Origin of the sequence: Porphyromonas canoris, from assembly GCF_000765975.1 — a bacterium.
In the GTDB taxonomy this organism is placed as follows: domain Bacteria; phylum Bacteroidota; class Bacteroidia; order Bacteroidales; family Porphyromonadaceae; genus Porphyromonas_A; species Porphyromonas_A canoris.
The window spans coordinates 276,188-295,661 of record NZ_JQZX01000012.1; the positions used below are offsets into that span (position 1 = coordinate 276,188).

The following is a 19,474-nucleotide window of genomic DNA, read 5'->3' on the forward strand; positions in this document are numbered from 1 at the left end:
ATACATATATGATCACAAATACGATTTAGAGAATTAGACATGAAAAAGATATATAACATACTATTGGCTCTGCTTCTTATGGGAGCAATGGGAGCATGTAACTATTTGGACGTGGTTCCGGATGAGACAGCTACCGTAGAAGACTCTTTCAAGAATGCAAAGTCTGCAGAAAAATTCCTTTATTCTTGCTACGGATCTCTTCCAAGACTTTCTGCTACAGTAAGTGGGCTGGACTTCCTTACCGGAGATGAAGTGGTTACATCTTTTGAACACGAGCTTTTTGCAAGATTCCCGAAAGGAACTTATACTGCCAGCGATCCTGTTATCTCCTATTGGAACAGCCTCTTTACCGGTATTCGTTACTGCTACATGCTATTGGACAATATAGATAAGGTACCCGGTATGGAGAAAGACAAAATAGAGGACTACAAGGCACAAGCCGAGTTCCTTATCGGTTTTTATCACTATCTGCTTATTCAAAACTACGGTCCTACCATTATCGTGACTAAGGTGGAAGATCTTAACACAGACGCTAAAGACTTCTTGCCTCGCCGTCCGTTGGATGAGTGTGTTAAGTTTGTTGCAGACAAGTTTGATGCTGCGGCTGCAAAACTTCCTAAGGAACGTACCGGTAGCGAATATGGCTTGGTTACAAGCACAGCGGCTAAAGCTCTCAAGGCTAAGCTCTATGTGATGGTGGCTTCTCCTCTGTTCAATGGTAACTCTAAGTTCTATGCCGATCTTAAGAGCCCTGATGGTACGCAGCTTATGCCTTTGACATTTGATGCAAGCAAGTGGACAAGAGCCGTACAAGCACTTAGAGAAGCCATTGCTCTTGCGGAAGCAGACGGCTTTGAACTCTATGTGGCAAAAGAGGGAGCACTATCCAGCTTGCCTGAACCACAAGATCCTGTCCAACGCTCTTTGCGTTTTGCGATTCTTGATAGAGATAATACCAAAGAGATTATCTGGGGTGATACCAGACAACAAGGCTGGTATGACATCGCAGCTAAATCTGCACCATACCACGGATCAGACAATGCATATTCGGGTGTAGGTGTTACGCTCAACATGATGAAGCGCTTCTACACAGAAAATGGTCTGCCTATCGACCAAGATCCTGAGTTCTTTGCAGAGTCTGATTGGTGGAATCTTATGGACGTTCCTTCGGGTTATGCCAATGCCGAAGGCCGCATTCCTAACTTCCTTTTCAAGCGTGAGCCTCGTCTTTATGCTTGGGTGGCTTTCCAAAATGGCTACTACGAGATAGACAACAAGGACGAAAAAGGAAACTATGCACGTAATCTTCGCAGAGGACAGAATAGTAAGAAGGTTGTGATGAAGATGCTTGCCGGAGAGCCCGGAGGTAGAGGTCCTGTTAACAATCTGCGTAATAACGACTACTGTCCGACACTCTTCTTGAACAAGAAACTGGTTTCTCCTGCCAAGCGTCCGGGTAACAACCCTCAGTTTATCTATCCGTTCATCTCTCTTGCAGATCTTTACCTCCTTATGGCAGAGGCTTCTGTGGAGACAGGAGACCTTACTACCGCAAAGACCTACTTGGATAAGATCCGCACACGTGCCGGTATCCCTACTGTAGATGAAGCTTGGGCAAGAGCAAAAGAGCCGGGCAAAGCCAACTCTCAAGAAGGTCTGCGTGAGATTGTACGCCAAGAACGTATGGTGGAGATGTACCTTCAAGGACAAAACTTCTGGGATATGCGCCGCTGGTTGCTTGCAGAGACCTACTTCTCTCAACAGCCAAAGGGTCTTAACATGAAGGCTGCAACGTTGGAAGATATGTGTCAGGTGATGACTGTGGACGTACAACGTTCATTCGTTTCTCCTCGCAACTATCTCATGCCAATCCCTCAAGGTGAAATCAATAAGAACCGTAACTTGGTTCAAAACGTGGGTTACTAAGATTCTGACCATTAAATAGATAAAGACAATACAATGAAAAGAATAAAAGTAATGATGCTCGCCCTTATGCCTCTACTGGCTTTTGCTTTTGCTTCATGTAAGGACAAGCAAGATATGCCTACGGTAGAGCCTATCAGCATCTCCAATTTAAGATATGAGACAACTCCGGGACAGATAGTGCTTCACTGGGATAAAGTGGAAGAAGCAGGCAAGGACTTGCTCTATGTCAGAGTAAGCTACTTCGACCCTTATACCAATAAGAACACTACCCGTCTTACCAGCAACTACTCCACTTCTTGTGTTATACCCAAGACTTTCAAGGTAGCAGGAGAATATACGTTTACGGTGACTGTGGTGAGCAGTTCGGGTAAAGAAGGTGCAAGTCAGACTCTCAAGGCTACATCTGCTCCCGTAGCACCTGTAACATCATTCTCTACGGAAGCTATTCCATTGACTGTTGCAATGCTTTCTACCAATGCTCAAGAGCCTTCGGAAGGACCTATTGCCAATCTTATTGATGGAAACGATGGCACATATTTCCACTCCAGATGGAGTGCTCCTCAGACTACCGATGCACACTATCTTCAGATAGCTATTCCTCAAGAGCAGAAAGCATTTAAGTTCTGGTACAAGAACCGTAATAATGGCAACGGAAAACCTCAAGACATTATCGTATCCGGTAGTGAGAACGGAGAGGATTGGAGAGAGCTTACTCGCATCAACAGCGGTCTTCCTACCGGTGCTTCTTCTGTTTACGATTCTCAGCCAATAGATGCAGATCCTGCTATTAAGCATCTTCGTCTTACTGTAATGAGAACCAACAGTGGCGCAGCTCCTACGTTCTTCAATATGGCAGAGTTTAAGCTTTACAAGGTTATCTATCAGATCTATGACGCAGAAGCGGAAGCGAAGAAGATTATCGACAGCTACGGTAACAAGTAATACTCCGCAAGAGATTACTATCTAAAGCTATATATGAATGGAGGAGAGTTCCCGACTTGTCGGGGACTCTCCTCTTTTTATGCACTCTTGTCGCTCTCGGATGCTTGGGTGGAAATCTTTTGAGGTAAAGTTCTTTGCCCCAAAGATCCCTTTTCAAAGCTCTCTTTAAGCTGTTCAAAAGGTTCTGTTACCCTGTTCAAAACTTCTCCCAAACGGATTAAATTTTCACGTTCGAGGCTTGGTTCGTAGAAATCGGCACTTGGTTGCTGCTCTTCAAACCTTGACTTCCGGGAATCGTGCCTTGATTTGCAGATCTGTTCCTGCTTAATGGAACCATTTAACGGGATAAGAGAAACTTTTGAATGCTTTCAGTTCATCTTCAATAAAGCATTGCAGCTTCATCGAGACCTTTGCACGCCATCTCATCTACAGAGTTGCTTTCGAGATTCGGGCTTGCTATCAGACGTGAGTACACTTCCGTCCTTCTCGCTCTTCGTGTCTTGTCTCTGAAGTGCTCCGCAAAATCTCTTTTGACAAAGTGTACTTTCCCGAAAAAATAAAAGCCCCTTGAAAAGATCAAGGAGCTTTTATCTCTGTTTTCTATCGGCTTTGTCAAGGAGAGTTTATACTTCCCTGCCGATTGGAAGTGTCTTTATCTGCTCTTTTATCGCTTATGTCCTGAACAGATGTTTGAACTCATCTGCATAAAGTCTCGATAATCCGTGCCGGTTGTCTATGGCTTCTCCAACCACAATCATGGTGGTTAGGGTGAGGTTGTTCTCTTCCACGATTTTTGCCAAGTCTTTCAGCTCTCCCCGGTAGATGCGCTCATCTTTCCACGTAAGTTTGTAGCAGGCAGCCACCGGAGTGGTTGGCGGATAGTGCTCCAGGAGTTGAGCCTGAACATCCTTCACGATGCCGGCACTGAGGAAGATGCACATGGTGCTCTGAGAACGTGCCAGCAGGTGGAGCTTCTCCTTTTCCGGCATCATGGTACGCCCTTCTCCACGAGTGAGGATAATGGTCTGCACCTTTTCCGGAATGGTAAACTGCGATCGAAGAGCCGCTGCCGCCGCTTGGAATGATGAGATTCCCGGTGTGATGTGATACGACATATCGTGGGCATCGAAGAGTGCCATCTGCTCTTGGATGGCGCCATAGATGCAAGGGTCACCCGTATGCAGACGAACCACCAAAAGCCCTTTGTCGTAAAACTCTTTCATGATCTCAAACTGCTCTTCAAGGCTCATCGACGCGGAGCTACGCACTGTGGCTCCCGCTTTGGCATAGTGGGTCAGCTCTATGGGTACGAGACTGCCGGCATAAAGAATAAGATCCGCCTGTTGCAGAAATCTTTTCCCTTTGACCGATACAAGCTCCGGATCTCCCGGACCGGCACCTACAATTTCTATATGACCGGCGCGAACAGATGCTCTATCCTGCGCCAATGCGAATGTGAACTCATTCCCGGCGGAAAGTGCCCCTTTCTGCTTCTCCAACAGTAAAGCTCCTCCCTTTGCAGCCATAATGGATGAGGCTTCCGATACACTCGGTACGGATGTTACCTCTTCTACTTTCTTGGAGGGGTTGGGTACTTCCACACCGTCCAACTCTCTGTCCGAAAAGATATGGAGAGGCGCACCAAAATGCGTGGCAAGCTCGTGCAGCATCGGCTCATCTTTCTTTAGCTCTATGGACGATAGTGATGCAATGGAGAGGGGAGAGTAGCCAAAACCTGTAAGGGCTTCTTCCAGATAGCCGGCTACTCCGGTAGAGGAGCATTGGCGACGGCATCCCATGCCGAGGTGCAATACACTCGGACGATAGTAGATGGCAGGGACAGGCACCTCTCTGTATATCTTCGGTGTGACGGCTATGAACAGCTCGTACTCTTTCCACTCTATATCCGCAATGTTGTAGAAGAGATCTACGTGCGGCGGTTTGGTACGCTCCATGTATGCCGTTCCGCTATCTTTGATGTCGAGTAGAAGGGCTACCCGCTTGTCATTAACAAATAGCGTGATGGGTGCATTCAGGTTGGCTTCGGAGGTTTCTGTCTTCCAACCGTACTTTTTACCTATCGTGTCCAATGCCCATAAGCCGAGACCATCGCTTTGAGTGGTGATCACCTCTTGTGCTCCAAGCACTCGCGCCAAAGCTGTGGAGAGTTCGTTTGCTCCTCCGACATGCCCGGAGAGAACAGATACAACGAACTGCCCCGTGCTGTCTATATTGACAATGGCAGGGTCTGTGTATTTGTCTCTGATATATGGTGCGATAGTCCTGATACAGATACCCATAGCCCCGATGAAGACTAAGGCATCGGATTTGGAAAATAACTCGCCGACATGGGTGAGCGGATGTATCTCCGCGTCGGGATATTCCTTTAGAATGGTTTCGGCAAGGTGTCGGCTACGCTCGGAAACCAGTATGATTGCAATGGATTTCATCTGTCGTCTTATTGTTTAACAGCCCTCATGACTTCTATCGGATTGAAGTCGTCTATCGTGATTCGGGTACTCTGCATCTCTCCGAAGCCGTGTGCCCCGCACGCATCAAGGAACATCTGCCTGCTTTCGGGAGATACGGCGTTGAAGACCAATATGCTGCCCGAAGCCATTTTCGCGGATAATTTCTCTACGATTTTGCTCATCTTGCCCCCGTGTCCACCGATAAAAGCAGCATCCGGAGCAGGTAAAGCATCCGTCTCGGTCTCTGTGAAGTCTCCGATAAACGCATTGATGCCGGGCGTTCCGAACTTTTTTGCATTTTCATGGATGAGCATCCGCCCCTCTTCTCTCTGTTCAAAAGCATAAACCTGAAGGTGTGGAAACTGGAGTTTTGCCTCTATCGAAACGGAGCCGGTACAGAATCCTACATCCCAAAAGACACTCCTTTCCCGAAGCTCCAATGCACTCAGGGAGAGAAGTCGGATAGGCATTTTTGTGATCATCTTGGCTCTACCATTGAGCAGATGAAAGTTCCCTTCATGAAGACCAAACGGTCGGGGACGGGTGTATTGCTTGTGGAGGATGATGTTGTTGGGGAATGCAAACGACTGCGAAGCGATCTCTTCCAAACCATGAGTGGTAACACGCTCCGCTTCGGTATTGCCCAGCAGTTCGCCTACGGATATCTTGTAGTTGTCATATCCATACTCCAGCATCCGTTTGGCTATGGTCTGAGGGGTATGTTCTTTGTTATCCGTGAGTATGCCTATAAGGTCATATCCGAGAATGAGAGCTTCATCGAACTTGTGCCAAGGACGTCCCGTGAGAGAGACAATCTTCATATCCTGATAGGGGAGCAGGAGGCGATGAGCGTGTAGCTGCAAAGAGTTGAAGTAGGGATAGAGATCAATCTCCGCTTCGGGCATTTCTCGCAGAACAGTATTGGCAAATCCGAAGAAGAGCGGATCGCCTGAGGCAAATATCACAACCTCTTCGTGCCGGCGATATGCCTCGAAAACTTGAGAGAGAGGAACTACTATCGGAATCCAACTATACCCTTCGGGCAGGTAGGGATCCATGATCTCTTTATGACGCAATCCGCCCGAAAAGATACTGTTTCGGGCTATACGCTCCCGAAGATGAGGGGAGAGATGCTGCTCTCTATTGTCATCTATGCCAATGATAGTGAACTTCATTTTTTCGTTTATTACACGTCTCGTCCGGGGCGAAGCTGTTCGGCATCGTCGAGAGTCAGGATGGAGTTTACAAGTGTAGCCGCCAGATTGCTTCCGCCTTTGCGTCCCTCCACTATGATTTTAGGGATGGAAGGGAAAGACTTGAGCATGTGTTTCGACTCGCAAACATTCACAAACCCGACCGGAGCACCTATCACCCCGATAGGTGAAGCCTTTCCTTTTCGGATCAGATCGCATAGTTCGATAAGTGCGGTAGGGGCATTGCCGAAAGCGTAGAGCGCATCAGGGTGCTCCTCTACCGCCAATCGGATGCCGGCTTGAGTACGGGTAATGCCTTTCTCCGTAGCCATCTGTGCCACTCTCGGATCGTGCAAATAGCATTTGGCCTCTATACCCAAACGCTCCAATGCTCCCTTTCTGATGCCGGAGACAACCATGGTAACATCCGTGATGATGGTACTTACTTTCTTGGAGATAAAGGCTTCATGAAGCTGCTCTACGGCTTTTTCATCTGTGTAGAGTACTTTCTCCATGTCAAAGTCTGCGGTTGTGTGGATGGAGTGGAGCAGAGCCCACTTGTGATCCAACGGGATATTTTTGTTTGCCAACTCGCTTTCAATGGTCTGAAAACTGCGGATCATGATATCCTGTCCGATCTTATCCGCCTGCATACCTCTGTTGCGATAATAGCCGCGAGGGGTTATCATCTTACCGTCGGCAGATTTATAAGTCTGGGAATTGCCTAACAGAACAAGCGTGAACATATCTATCTCTTCCGGATCAAACGCTTCCAATGTGGTAAGAGTGATATTCTGATCTTCTCTTCCTGCCTGACGGACGTATCCCACAGGCGTTTGAGGATCGCGGTGTTTAAGGAACAGCTCTTTCAGTCGGTACAGTTGCCAATACCTGCCATTACTCTTGGGGTTATAGACGGCAGTGATAAAGTCTGCCATTGCTGCGGCTTCTATTCTCTTCTCAATGGTAGCCCAGGGAGTCATGAGATCGGATAGAGAGATCACGCAAAAGTCATGTCCGATGGGAGCACCCAGCAAAGCAGCCGCTTTTTGAAAGGCACTTATACCGGGTAATACCTCTACCTCGATGTCGCTATCGCGTTCATCTTTCATCTCATATACCAGTGGCGCCATGCCGTAAATACCGGAATCGCCGGAGCTGATCACTACCACCGTCTTGCCTTCTTCGGCAAGATCGAATGCCTGTTCGGCTCGCAACTGCTCTTTCTTCATGCCTGTATCTATACAGACCGTGCCGGGAGAGAGAACAGACTCTATAAACTGAAAATAATATTTGTATCCCACGACCACATCTGCCGTCTTTACGGCATCCAATACAGCCGGTGATATATCTTCTTTACTGCCCGGACCTATCCCGGAGACTACTATTTTTCCTTTCTTCATTCGCTATGCTCTACTGTTCTTAAGGTATCAAACTGAAAGTCTTTCTACTTCATCTTCTTTCCTGTGGAGATATAAAGGCTCTTCTTTTGCATGATTCCGATCTTTCGGTATCGGGAATAGAAGGTGAGAAGTTCAAGGAAACGCTCCTGAACGGCAGGCAGCTCTCCAAGCCCGAAAAGGTGAAGAACCACTTCGTATCCCTCTTCTTCCAACATCTCTTTCCAGTCTTCCGCAATATCGTTCTTGGCATGCTCTCCGGCTACCAGCATAAGCGGTTGAAGGTGTACACGTTTGATGTCCAACCTGCGTAGTTGTGAGAGAGCCTGCTCAAAGTAAGGATAACCTTCGATACAGCCTATGATGTGATTGGGATAACCGAGATCTTTCAGCTTATAATCGAGCATCGCATACTGTGCTGTAGATACATCGTAAGTGCCGTGACCGACCCAAAGATAAACTTCATCCTCTTCTGTCTCAGCCGTCATAGCCTCTATGAGCGCATCATAATCCTCTTCATACGAAAGAAGTGGCGAGCATAGACGAACCTCTTTGAACCTGTCTCGGATCTCCTCGACGTCTATGCAGAGACTCTCCATCTCTACTCCCCAGATGATTGTCGTAGGCTGTACTATGACATGAGTGTATCCCTGATCTGCCAAAAGCCTTAGAGCTTCCGAAGGTAACATCTTCTCCATTCCTCTATCCTTGAGACGCTTCACGATGATACGCGATGTGTACGCCTCGTACATATCTATCATCGGATAGTGAGCCGTAACCATATCATTTATTATATCTATGGTCTTCTCTCTGGTATCCTCATGAGTGGTTCCGAAGTGCGCCATAAGAATAGCCACTTTATCTCCATCCGTTACATGATCGAAGATGTTATCCTCTTCAAAAACCTTGTTCCCGGCTTTCGAGTGAGTCAGTAGTTTTTTATCTTGATTGTTATCTGTCATAGTGTTATCTGTTCTTATAGAAATTGATGTACGCTCTGTTTACCAAAACATTTCCGCCTTTGGTCGGATAGTTACCTGAGAAATACCAGTCGCCCGGATGGTTCGGAACAGCTTCGTGAAGCCCTTCCATGGATTGGAATACCAGCTCGACAGGAATATCTATACCCTCCGGCATCAGGAGCTCAAGCATCTTTGTGTTCAGCTCATCCACAGAGAACGGAGCATAAAGACGCTTCACAAAATTCTGTTCCGTGAGTCTGTTCTCCGCTTCTGCCTTGATGATGTCCGAGTAGATCTCATCCAACACTGCGGTTTGGCCTCTCTCTTCGAGCAGCGCAACAGCTGCACGGAATGCGACGAACTCTTCCAGCCTGCTCATGTCTATACCATAGCAGTCCGGATAACGCACTTGAGGTGCGGATGATACGATTACGATTTTTGTGGGACCGAGACGATGAAGAATGGTGATGATACTCTCCTTTAACGTTGTTCCCCGAACGATGCTGTCGTCGATAACCACCAGCTTATCCTCGTTTCGGTTCAAAGAGCCGTAAGTAATATCGTATACGTGTGCCGCCAACTCCTTTCGGCTTTCGCCCTGAGTGATGAATGTTCTCAGCTTGATATCCTTTACCGCCACCTTCTCAGCCCTTATGCGCTTGTTGAGGATAGTGCTCAGCTCTTCGGATGTAGGGTTGGAGAGCTCTTGGATAGCCTTTAGTTTTTGTTCGTTGAGTACTTTATTCAGACCCTCCACAAGCCCGAAATAAGCCACTTCGGCAGTATTCGGAATAAAGGAGAATACGGCATGATCCAAGTCGTAATCTATACTCTTCATCACCTGTGGAACGAGATTAGCTCCTAACGCCTTGCGCTCTTTATAGATGTCTCTATCGCTACCTCTGGAGAAGTATATGCGTTCAAACGAGCAGGCTGCATTGGGTGCTTGTGGCAGGATCTCGAATATATTGACCTGCTCACCGCTTTTATCTATCGTGATGGCGCTGCCTCTCGGAAGCTCCTTAACCTTATCGAAAGTAAGGTTCATAACGGTTTGGATGACGGCTCTTTCCGATGCAACGACAACGATTTCGTCATCTACATAATAGAAAGCAGGGCGTATCCCCGCAGGGTCTCTCATAACAAAAGATTCTCCGCTTCCTGTCATACCGCACATGGCATACCCGCCTTCCCATAGTGGCGAACACTTTGAGAGCGGATTGCAAAGGTTGATATGGCTTTCTATATGGTCGGTAATGTCCATGCCTTCAAGCCCCATACCCTTGGCGATTCTGTACACTCGCTCTATCTCTCTGTCCAATGCGTGCCCCATCTGTTCTATGACGATGTGAGTGTCGGACATGTTTCTCGGATGCTGTCCTACGGATGTGATGGACTCGAAAATCTTATCCGTGGAGGTGAGATTAAAGTTTCCGCACAAGAGCAGACTCTTTGCTCTCCAGTTGCTACGCCTCATCATCGGATGGACAAAAGCCATACCTCTCTTGCCGGTAGTACTGTATCGAAGGTGTCCCATGTAGCACTCTCCTGCAAAGGGAACATGCTTGGAGATGCTGTCTATACTCTCGAAAAGCTCTTCCGGAGTGGAGTCTATATCTTTTCTGACATCCTCAAACACTTCTGTGATGGCACTACTGCCTTGAGCTCTATGCCTGAAGAAGTACTCTTCACCGGGAGGAGTGTTCAGTTTAACACAAGCCATTCCGGCTCCTTCTTGCCCTCTGTTGTGCTGCTTCTCCATGAGAAGATACATTTTGTTCAGTCCGTAACGCCACGTCCCATATTTCTCATGATAGTAGGAGAGAGGTTTGCGTAGTCTGATGAGGGCGATACCGCACTCGTGCTTCAATGTTTCCATTACGATGTATTGTAGATCTTATTGGTTTGTAAGCCGAAAGACACCTGCCGAAGATGCCTTCAGAGTTTCAAGGTGTAAAGTTACGCAATCGGGAGCGCAAATGAAAATGCTCCCGACCATAGATTGTCCATGGGCGAGAGCATTTCTATCAAGTTTTACAAGCATCTGTTCCCGATGTTTCGCTTAGTGGGAGATGGATATGATCTCACCATGCTTCGGGGTGAGCTTGAATATATCATCGTACCCGATCTGTCCGGTAATGTACTGGGCGGTATTGATGACACCGCCATGGCAGAAACAGATAATGTGGGAGTAGCCTTTCTCTTTGCAGGAAGAGATGAACTCTTCTACCCTTAAAATCATATTCTGGAGAGTCTCTCCATCCGGTATCTCCAACTGATGCCACGTGGCAAACCAGAGATCTTCATTGCCCAGTGCAAGATCCGAAATATCGTACCACGGCCTCATCTCCCAACTTCCGAAGTTAAACTCCATAAGCCGGTCGTCTCTGATGGCATCGCCATATCCGCAGTAGTCTGCAAGCAGTGTCGCCCTGCTCAGAGGGGAAGTAAAAGAGGCATCATACCTGTGTCCGAGAGCATCCAACTTCTGTTTGACCTGCTCGGCTTCGTGTTCAAAGTTTTTGGATACGGGAACATCCGTTTGTCCGTAACAGAGTATGGGGTCTATGCTTAAAGAGGTGTGTCTTATCCAGTCTATTGTCATATTATCGGGGTTTCTGCATCAGGGGGGACGGGGCATCACCCTTTCTTCATTCCGCCAAGGCGTTTAGCTTCACGATAGCTCTCTTTCGGAGCTTCGGTGTTCTTGCCTTTTCTGTTTGCCCCCTTAGTGCCGGAGCTGATCTTTCTTCCTTTCCTTAGTTCTGCGCTTTTCGGAGAAGAGAAGCGTATGCCATCTCTATCGTCCTGCTCGTCCCTGCCAAAACGGACAAATACATCTTGAGAGGAGCGAGCTTTTTCTCTACTTACTTTTCTGAATATGCCTTTTAGGGGAACAGACGAGTGGTCCAAACGCACATCATCATCCACACAGGCTTTGTCGCCGATACCCACTACTTCGTTATTCTTAGTCACCCGACCGGCACGGATGAGCTCTTCTGACTCCTTTCGGGTAAAGTCGTAGTATTCGCTTAGAATACGACTGATACGAATTTCCATAGTATCTTTTTTCTAATACTTTTACGGGCACAAAGATATATTAAAATGTGGAAGTTGAAAATAGTAGTTTTAAGATTATTGCACACTCCTCTCCGCTCTTTTCTGCAAGTCTTTTCATTCTTCTCTTTTCCGTGTTCAAAAGTTGTTCTGAACAGGGATATTTTCTTCCTCTAACGGGTTAAAATTTTCAAACCAAACCTTGACCGGGAGCAATCAAATCTTGATGGCTGCAAATCGAGCCTTGAATCCTGCAAATCAAGTCTTAACTTCTACAAACCGGCTCTTGATTTACAACTGTATAAGGCATCACATCATCTTTTGTAAGTGTATAGTCTGTTTTGTGAACGGATATAAAAGAGGCACCGACTACTGCGGTGCCTCAAAATACAGAATTGTGAAATAGTAGCAAGGATTAAATAGTATAGCAGAAATACCTCCACTCACTCCACGGACAGAGTATATCTCCTACTTTTGCTCTGACACGCCAACGGCCTCTTTGAGCTCCAACGAACAGATGATCAAGGTATGTTTTAGATGTTTTGTAGGTGTAATTGTGGCTTTTACCGCTCTCAATTGCTTGGTCGGAAGCCCAACCGCAACAGAAATGATCCGTCTCCACGTGGTATTCAACAGGAACACCTTCTACTGCAACGGGAGTCCATTCAAACCTTGTATCTCTTGGGTAGTGGCTGAAAATCTGGTAGGGGAATGGGCTTATTTGTTTTGGAACAACACCGCTCCACCAGTTTAGTGTCGGGTCTCCCAATAGTACCAAGCCGTAGAACCAGCCTATTTCCCAGTCTTCATGTTTAGCTCCCAAGCATTTCCACCATTCTACAAAGGCTTCTCCTATTGTCATGCCTTTGCCCATCGGGCCATAGAAGTTTTCAAAGAAGAGCATCGACCCAGACTTTGTACTACCTATTGCAGCCATACCCGGATTGATACCGTTGCCGGGCTTGTCAAAAATGTACCATCCTGCCATATAATCCGGCTGAGTAAACAGGGCACTGCTGCATGCAAAGAGGTTGTAGAAGTTTGCTTGAGGAGGATTTTCGTCTTTGATGTATTTGACTCTTATGTAGTTGTCCTCCTCCTTGAATGGTTCGTTAGGGATAGAAAAACGGTGGAGATAAGGGTTGGAGTGAGCACAAACCTGAGCCCAACCGAAATGTTTAGCCATCTTTGCCTTGTAGGTGTTGGCATTGGTTTCTTTTTTGTCCGTGCAAACGTCGATGTTACTGCTTGGAAGCATCATATCCATAGCACAATCTCCGAATCCTGCCCAGTCGTCATCCACGATGGTCAGACCTTTATTGGATTGTCCTAAGAGTCCTTTTCTAAAGTAGTGATTGCGAGCAAAGTACTGATTTATAAGCCGGGCGTTGTTGCCGTTCATGTCGGGAGTCCATATTCTGCCCACCCATATCTCGGCATCTATATCTCCGGCGTGTATATTGTAGTCTCCATCTTTGTCTTTGTCTTTCCATCTTCCATTGGCATCCATGAAGAAAAGATCACAAGGAAATACCGAGGAGTGACCTCTAGCTTTATGCTCATACCATGCAATGGGAAGATTCCCAACGAATACTACACCTCTGAGAGCTGCTTTTCTCTTTCTGTCTTTTTCGTTTTTCTTTTCTCCCTTGCTTTCTCGCGGATTTTCAATAAATCTCTTTCGGTTTCGGATAATGAATTTTCTTAAATCTGCCGCCGTTCCTCCTTTATATCTATACACATCTGCATAGTACCCGTCGTTTGCAACATCAAGAACGTATTGGTCTATGGAAGATTTAATGTCGGGATATAAGTCGTAGTTGACGACAACGATCATCCTTCCTTTGGTATAAACGTGTGTAGAATACTTGGTGAAGAGCTTCAAACCCGGCCCGAAAGAAGGACGAGGAACTCGCTTAACAAGAGGTTTGTCTAACTTTTCTCTGCGTCTTTTGTAGTTGCCGAATGTTTGGCGTTTGACCTTGATCGTATCGTCAAACTCTATTTCTTGTAGTTGTTTGATGTTACTGTAGTCAATCTTAAACTCTTTGGAGTTTTTCACTGCTTTAAGGTTGAGTTTTTCATTAGCCATAATGGTTTGTTTTATTGATGAATGAATAAATAATATAAATCGCTCGGAGTACTACACTGCTCCGAAAAGCGAATAAAAAGGTTTTGATCGTGCTTTTTACAGAAAGGTATTATCTGTGTCTGTCTCAAAGTTATGAAAATAAGTGGGAAAAATAAAGAAACCTCCGGGTTTTGTATCACACTCGAACGATCGATGAAAAGTGATGAGCTTTTCTTGTGGATTTCTTTCTAAAAACCTGTTTTTTATTTGAACTATAATCTGTACCTTTGATTTCAGCTTTACTCCCAATATTTTGCGTCGAAGAAATGCGTAAAACACCAAACTCCACTCCAAATATCAAGGTAGCGGAAAGCTATCATGTACCGGTGCTTCTGGATGAAACACTGGATGCGTTGAACATAAAACCGGATGGTATCTATGTCGATTGTACATTCGGAGGAGGAGGACACAGCAAAGCCATCGTGGAGCGACTCTCCTCCAAAGGCAGGCTTATTGCTGTGGATCAGGATGCAGATGCCATTCGGAATATCCCGGAGGGAGAAGAGCGAATGCTTTTCGTGCATGGGAATTTCCGGTATCTTCGCCACTATCTCGCTTATATCGGAGTGGAGAAAGTGGATGGCATATTGGCGGATCTGGGTGTCTCTTCTCATCATTTCGATGATCCGGACAGAGGTTTCAGCTTCCGATTTGATGCTCCATTGGATATGCGGATGAATGCTCAACAGAAACAGACCGCTGCGGATCTTCTACTCTCTGCGACGGAAGAGGAGTTGGCTTTCATCTTTAGAAACTATGGAGAGCTGAATCAGCCGTATCGTATAGCCAAGACTATAAAGCAAGCGATTGAGAAAGGTCTGCCTTTACGAACAGTGAACGACCTTATAAGCATACTCTCTCCATCTCTTTTTCGGGAGAACGATAAGAAGAGTCTGGCAAAGCTTTTTCAGGCTCTTCGGATAGAGTTGAACGATGAGATGGGAGCTCTGAAAGATCTGTTGAGGTATTCAAGAGAGCTTCTTGCAGATGATGGACGGATAGCAATAATCACCTATCACTCTCTGGAGGACAGACCGGTGAAGAACTTTTTCCGCTATGGCAACATGGAGGGGACAAGAGAGGTGGATATGTATGGAAATGTACTCTCTCCAATGCGCCCCTTGTTCAAGAAAGCCGTGTTGCCTTCTGCTGAGGAAATAGACAGGAATCCTCGTTCTCGCAGTGCAAAACTGCGTGTAGGTATGCCGAACATAGAGGAGTAGAGACGGTTTCAAGATTTTATAACTGAAAATTTATGAGTAGCAAGAATGGCAAAGAGAACAGATCAAGAAGTACTTTCTTCGGCTTTCTTGATGGAACGTGGGTGGCAAACCGCTGGACTCCACGCACTACGAAGTATGCCATAGCCATCGTTCTCTCTTCTTTTATCTCCATCACCGCATCATATACGTCTATGGGCTTTCAGAGAAGGCTCGAAAAGCTGAAAAAGGAAGTGAAGGAGCTTAAAATGGAGCGAATATCGGTGAACTCTACTCTTGTTCAGAACAGACGCATTACCGTTATAGAGGAGAGAGTGAAGAGTGCCGAACTCGAAATATCCTCTCCGGATACGCCACCCATATATATAGATTAGAGATCTTCAATATAGAGCCCCAGACAGATGAGCGATAGTCCAAAAGAGTTTCGGAACAGGATCCGAGATAAAGAGAGCCGCCCAAAGGTGGCAGGAGGTCGATCAAGTGAAGAAGATAAGATCGTTGTACAGAAGCAACGGAAGAAGTTCTTGAAAAACTTCTATCATCTTTACGCTTGGTTGATGGTCTGTGTGGGCTTCGGAGTCATTGTAAAAGCTCTTGTTGTAACCACAACCGAGCGACAGATCTGGCTGGAGAAAGATAAAATTCACCAGCAACCGGATGTATCGGTACTGCCTACACGGGGAAATATCTACTCGGCAATGAATACTGCCATGGCTGTAAGTGTACCAAGATACAAGGTAAGCATAGACTTTAAGGCTGCCGGATTTAAGGACTCCATATTCAAGGCAAATGTGGACTCTATGGCTTGGTATCTTTCCGGAATATTGGGAGATAAAAGTGTGAGACAGTATAAGGAGTATCTGATGAAGGCTTACACCGAAGGGCGAAAGGGTAAACGTCGTACTCAGCGTATCATTCCGAAAGAGATCTCACACTTGGAACGACAACAGCTTGCTGCAGCTCCATATTTCAATATTCGGAATAGAAACGTCAGTGGAATCATAGATGAACCGGTGATTAGACGAGAGAGACCTTATGGTAATATGGCTTCTCGGACGGTGGGTTTTCTGCGTTCTGAAACAGATTCGACAGGATTGTCGCACGGTAGTAGCGGATTGGAGTTGGAGTACGACTCTCTGTTGTGTGGAGTGCCGGGTATCAATGCCAAAAAAAGAGTAAGCGGACAATGGGTCTATCCGGTAAAGAAAAAACCTGTAAACGGATGCGATATACATACAACCATAGATGTCAATATTCAGGACATAACGGAGCGAGCTCTATTGGAGAAAGTGAAGGAGTTTGATGCTCTATGGGGAACCGCCGTGATTATGGAGGTTGCCACAGGAGAGATAAAGGCAATGTCCAACCTCGACAGAAAGAGCAACGGAGAGTATGCAGAGACTGTCAATCATGCTTTAAGGGATCTTTTGGAACCGGGCTCCACAATTAAAGTGCCTTCCGTAATGGCTGTGTTGGAAGATGGGCACGGATCGCCTGATGATATAATAGATGTAGGTAATGGAACATGGCTTTTCAATAAAAGGGTTGTTCAGGATCACAATAAAGATCGTGGGGGATACGGAGATATTACTTTGGCACAGTCTATCTGGTTCTCTTCCAATGTCGGCGTTGCCAAGGCTGTAACAAGAGGATACGGAAACGACTATAAAGCATTTCGAGACCGACTGGTAAAGATGTCTTTGCTTGAACCGATCTCTCTGGAAATTCCCGGTACGGCAAAACCTTTTATAAAAGAGGCAAAAAATTGGGATAAGACCTCCATCGCATGGATATCTTTCGGGTACGAAACACAGATACCTCCTATATATATGCTTCGTTTTTATAATGGTATAGCCAATAACGGAAGGGTCATGCAGCCGTATCTGGTAAGAAAAATCGTGAGGGATGAAGAGGTCTTGAAGCGTACGGAACCGACCGTTGTAAAGGAGCGTATGGCAAGTGAAAAGACTCTGCGACAGATACAGCAGATGCTCAGAGAAGTGGTAACCGAAGGAACGGCAAAATCTGCTCTGTCTAACTCCGTAGAAATATCCGGAAAGACTGGAACGGCTTATATTTCCGAGGGACGTGGAGGATATGGAAGAGGTAAGAATGTAACTTTTGCCGGGTATTTCCCTTCGTCTGAACCTAAATACAGTATAATTGTGGTGATAAGCAGACCACAAACCAGGCTGGGAGCAGGTGCTGTCTGTGGTCCGGTGGTAAAGTCTATCGCCGAACAGATCCATGCCACTACGATGTATGCGGAACTGAACGATATAACTCCCGACTCTCTGGCTACATTCCGTATGCCGATACATGGTGGAAGAGGCGATGTAGTGGAGAAGGCTTGGAAGTTTGTGATAGATAAGAATAGTATCGAGAAAGCAGATGGAGAGGTTTCCAACTGGATCAAGTATGGAAGAGATAGTTTAGGAAACTCTTTCCCTCAAGAGGTTAATATTGCAGAGGATCGGATGCCTTCTTTAATAGGCATGATGCCAATGGATGCCATTTATCTTGCACAGTCTTGTGGCTTGAAAGTATCCGTAGGCAATCATGGATCTAAAGTGGTGGCACAGTCCATTCCGGCAGGACAGAAAATAAAGCCGGGCGCACAACTCTTCATAAGACTGCATTAGCAGGTCAAGCAGATTTTCTTGAAGTGCTTAGTTTTGAATAATTAAAAGAACAGATACCAATATATGACAATTCAGCAACTATTTAAGGGAATTCCTCATGAGCAATTGGCGGATGTGGGGCATATAGAGATTAAAGGAATACAATCCGACTCAAGAAAGGTAAATTCGGGAGATCTTTTTGTTGCTATCCGTGGAACTATTTCGGATGGACACGACTTTATTTGTCAAGCAGTAGAAAAGGGAGCTGTGGCAATCTTGTGTGAAGAACTTCCCGAATATGATCTGCCGGAAGAGATTGCCATTATCCGCACAGAACATACCGATGTTGTTGTGGGAATGGTAGCTGCCAATTTTTACGGACATCCGTCTGATAAGATAAAGCTGGTAGGAGTTACCGGAACAAATGGAAAGACAACTACTGCGACACTACTGTATGAGGTGTTCAGAAAGTTGGGGTATAAGGTCGGCTTGCTTTCTACGGTTTGTGTCAGAATAGGAGATGAGCAGATAGAAGCTGTTCGTACAACTCCCGATGCTCTTACTCTTCAATACTTCTTGCACAGAATGGTGGAGGAGGGATGTAGCTACGCATTTATGGAGGTCTCTTCTCATGCTGTGGTTCAACACAGAATAGGAGGGACAACATTTGCCGGTGGTATATTTACGAACCTTACGCATGATCATCTGGACTATCACTTGACATTCGATAATTATCTCAGAGCCAAACAGGGATTTTTTGATCAGTTGTCTCAAGATGCGTTTGCCCTGACCAATGTGGATGATAGAAATGGTATGGTGATGGTACAAAATGCCAAAACATCTGTTTATACTTATGGGCTCAAGACCGACTCTACTTTTAAGGGAAAGATCATAGAAAAGCATTTGGATGGTACCGAAATGCTTATGGATGGTACAGAGATTTTTACTCATTTCGTAGGGGATTTCAATGGATATAATCTTATGGCCGTGTATGGTGCAGCAAGACTCTTGGGTGTCGAGAAGGATGTCCTACTTCCCGTTATGAGTAGTCTGATACCGGTTAATGGCAGATTTCAGACCATAATGTCTCCGAGAGGATTTGTGGCCGTTGTAGACTATGCTCACACGCCTGATGCTTTAGAAAATGTGTTACATACGGTTTCCGACTTGGTACAAGGCAAAGGAGAGCTGATTACAGTCGTTGGCTGTGGCGGAAATCGGGATAAAGAGAAGCGTCCTATCATGGCGGCAGTAGGAGCAAAGTGGAGTAGCAAGCTTATCTTGACTTCTGATAATCCGAGAGATGAAGAGCCAATGCAAATTCTTAAAGAGATGGAAAGTGGGCTGCTTCCAAATGAAAAAGCCCAAGTACTGACCATTGAAGATAGAAAGCAGGCTATTAAGACGGCATGTATGTTGGCGAAGAAAGGAGATGTTGTTCTTATCGCCGGTAAGGGACATGAAAATTACCAGGAAATACGTGGCGAAAAGTACCATTTTGATGATGTAGAGGAGGTTCTTGACTGCTATAAATCCATGTAAAGGTCTAAT

At 45.9% G+C, this 19,474-nt stretch carries 14 protein-coding genes; 6 read left to right on the forward strand and 8 right to left on the reverse strand.

The genetic code is table 11. The annotated features are described in order from the left end of the window. The first annotated feature begins 39 nt into the window (after positions 1-39). Together HQ29_RS07665 and HQ29_RS07670 are read left to right on the forward strand one after the other, a co-directional pair. Complete coding sequence (locus HQ29_RS07665; RefSeq protein WP_036868849.1) at positions 40-1,926, forward strand: RagB/SusD family nutrient uptake outer membrane protein; 1,887 nt, start codon at positions 40-42, stop codon at positions 1,924-1,926. Between the two features lie 33 nt (positions 1,927-1,959). Beyond that, on the forward strand, positions 1,960-2,868 hold the full coding sequence (locus HQ29_RS07670; protein ID WP_082226855.1) for a discoidin domain-containing protein: 909 nt from the start codon (positions 1,960-1,962) through the stop codon (positions 2,866-2,868). A 671-nt stretch (positions 2,869-3,539) separates the two neighbouring features. On the opposite strand, the gene cobM is transcribed toward HQ29_RS07670, so the two are convergent. From cobM to HQ29_RS07715, 8 genes are all read right to left on the reverse strand, one after another. Next, the gene (gene cobM, locus HQ29_RS07680; RefSeq protein ID WP_036868852.1) at positions 3,540-5,318 is read right to left on the reverse strand and encodes a precorrin-4 C(11)-methyltransferase; all 1,779 of its coding nucleotides are present in this window, start codon (positions 5,316-5,318) and stop codon (positions 3,540-3,542) included. A gap of 8 nt (positions 5,319-5,326) precedes the next feature. Further along, the gene (locus tag HQ29_RS07685) at positions 5,327-6,514 is read right to left on the reverse strand and encodes a bifunctional cobalt-precorrin-7 (C(5))-methyltransferase/cobalt-precorrin-6B (C(15))-methyltransferase (protein ID WP_036868854.1); all 1,188 of its coding nucleotides are present in this window, start codon (positions 6,512-6,514) and stop codon (positions 5,327-5,329) included. 11 nt (positions 6,515-6,525) lie between these two features. Next, complete coding sequence (cobJ, locus tag HQ29_RS07690; protein WP_036868856.1) at positions 6,526-7,935, reverse strand: precorrin-3B C(17)-methyltransferase; 1,410 nt, start codon at positions 7,933-7,935, stop codon at positions 6,526-6,528. A gap of 44 nt (positions 7,936-7,979) precedes the next feature. Further along, on the reverse strand, positions 7,980-8,894 hold the full coding sequence (locus HQ29_RS07695) for a sirohydrochlorin cobaltochelatase (RefSeq protein WP_036868858.1): 915 nt from the start codon (positions 8,892-8,894) through the stop codon (positions 7,980-7,982). A gap of 4 nt (positions 8,895-8,898) precedes the next feature. Next, positions 8,899-10,773: an amidophosphoribosyltransferase gene (locus tag HQ29_RS10425; RefSeq protein WP_036868860.1), complete on the reverse strand. Its 1,875-nt coding sequence runs from the start codon at positions 10,771-10,773 to the stop codon at positions 8,899-8,901. Positions 10,774-10,956: 183 nt separating this feature from the next. Beyond that, positions 10,957-11,499, reverse strand: a complete 543-nt coding sequence (locus HQ29_RS07705) for a histidine phosphatase family protein (RefSeq protein WP_036868862.1) — start codon at positions 11,497-11,499, stop codon at positions 10,957-10,959. Positions 11,500-11,534: 35 nt separating this feature from the next. After that, the gene (locus HQ29_RS07710; protein ID WP_081966355.1) at positions 11,535-11,954 is read right to left on the reverse strand and encodes a hypothetical protein; all 420 of its coding nucleotides are present in this window, start codon (positions 11,952-11,954) and stop codon (positions 11,535-11,537) included. Between the two features lie 412 nt (positions 11,955-12,366). Further along, on the reverse strand, positions 12,367-14,043 hold the full coding sequence (locus tag HQ29_RS07715) for a hypothetical protein (RefSeq protein ID WP_036868864.1): 1,677 nt from the start codon (positions 14,041-14,043) through the stop codon (positions 12,367-12,369). A gap of 305 nt (positions 14,044-14,348) precedes the next feature. Between HQ29_RS07715 and rsmH the strand changes: the two genes are divergently transcribed. The 4 genes from rsmH to HQ29_RS07735 all read left to right on the forward strand — a co-directional run bounded on the left by rsmH (position 14,349) and on the right by HQ29_RS07735 (position 19,465). Continuing rightward, positions 14,349-15,305 carry a 16S rRNA (cytosine(1402)-N(4))-methyltransferase RsmH gene (gene rsmH / locus HQ29_RS07720; protein WP_036868865.1) on the forward strand — a complete coding sequence of 319 codons (957 nt, stop codon included), beginning with the start codon at positions 14,349-14,351 and terminating at the stop codon, positions 15,303-15,305. 32 nt (positions 15,306-15,337) lie between these two features. Beyond that, positions 15,338-15,676, forward strand: a complete 339-nt coding sequence (locus HQ29_RS07725) for an FtsL-like putative cell division protein (RefSeq protein WP_036868868.1) — start codon at positions 15,338-15,340, stop codon at positions 15,674-15,676. Positions 15,677-15,703: 27 nt separating this feature from the next. Beyond that, positions 15,704-17,944: a penicillin-binding protein gene (locus tag HQ29_RS07730; protein WP_052089984.1), complete on the forward strand. Its 2,241-nt coding sequence runs from the start codon at positions 15,704-15,706 to the stop codon at positions 17,942-17,944. Positions 17,945-18,007: 63 nt separating this feature from the next. Next, positions 18,008-19,465, forward strand: coding sequence for a UDP-N-acetylmuramoyl-L-alanyl-D-glutamate--2,6-diaminopimelate ligase (locus tag HQ29_RS07735; protein WP_036789270.1), 1,458 nt, complete (start codon positions 18,008-18,010; stop codon positions 19,463-19,465). The last annotated feature ends 9 nt before the right edge of the window (positions 19,466-19,474 follow it).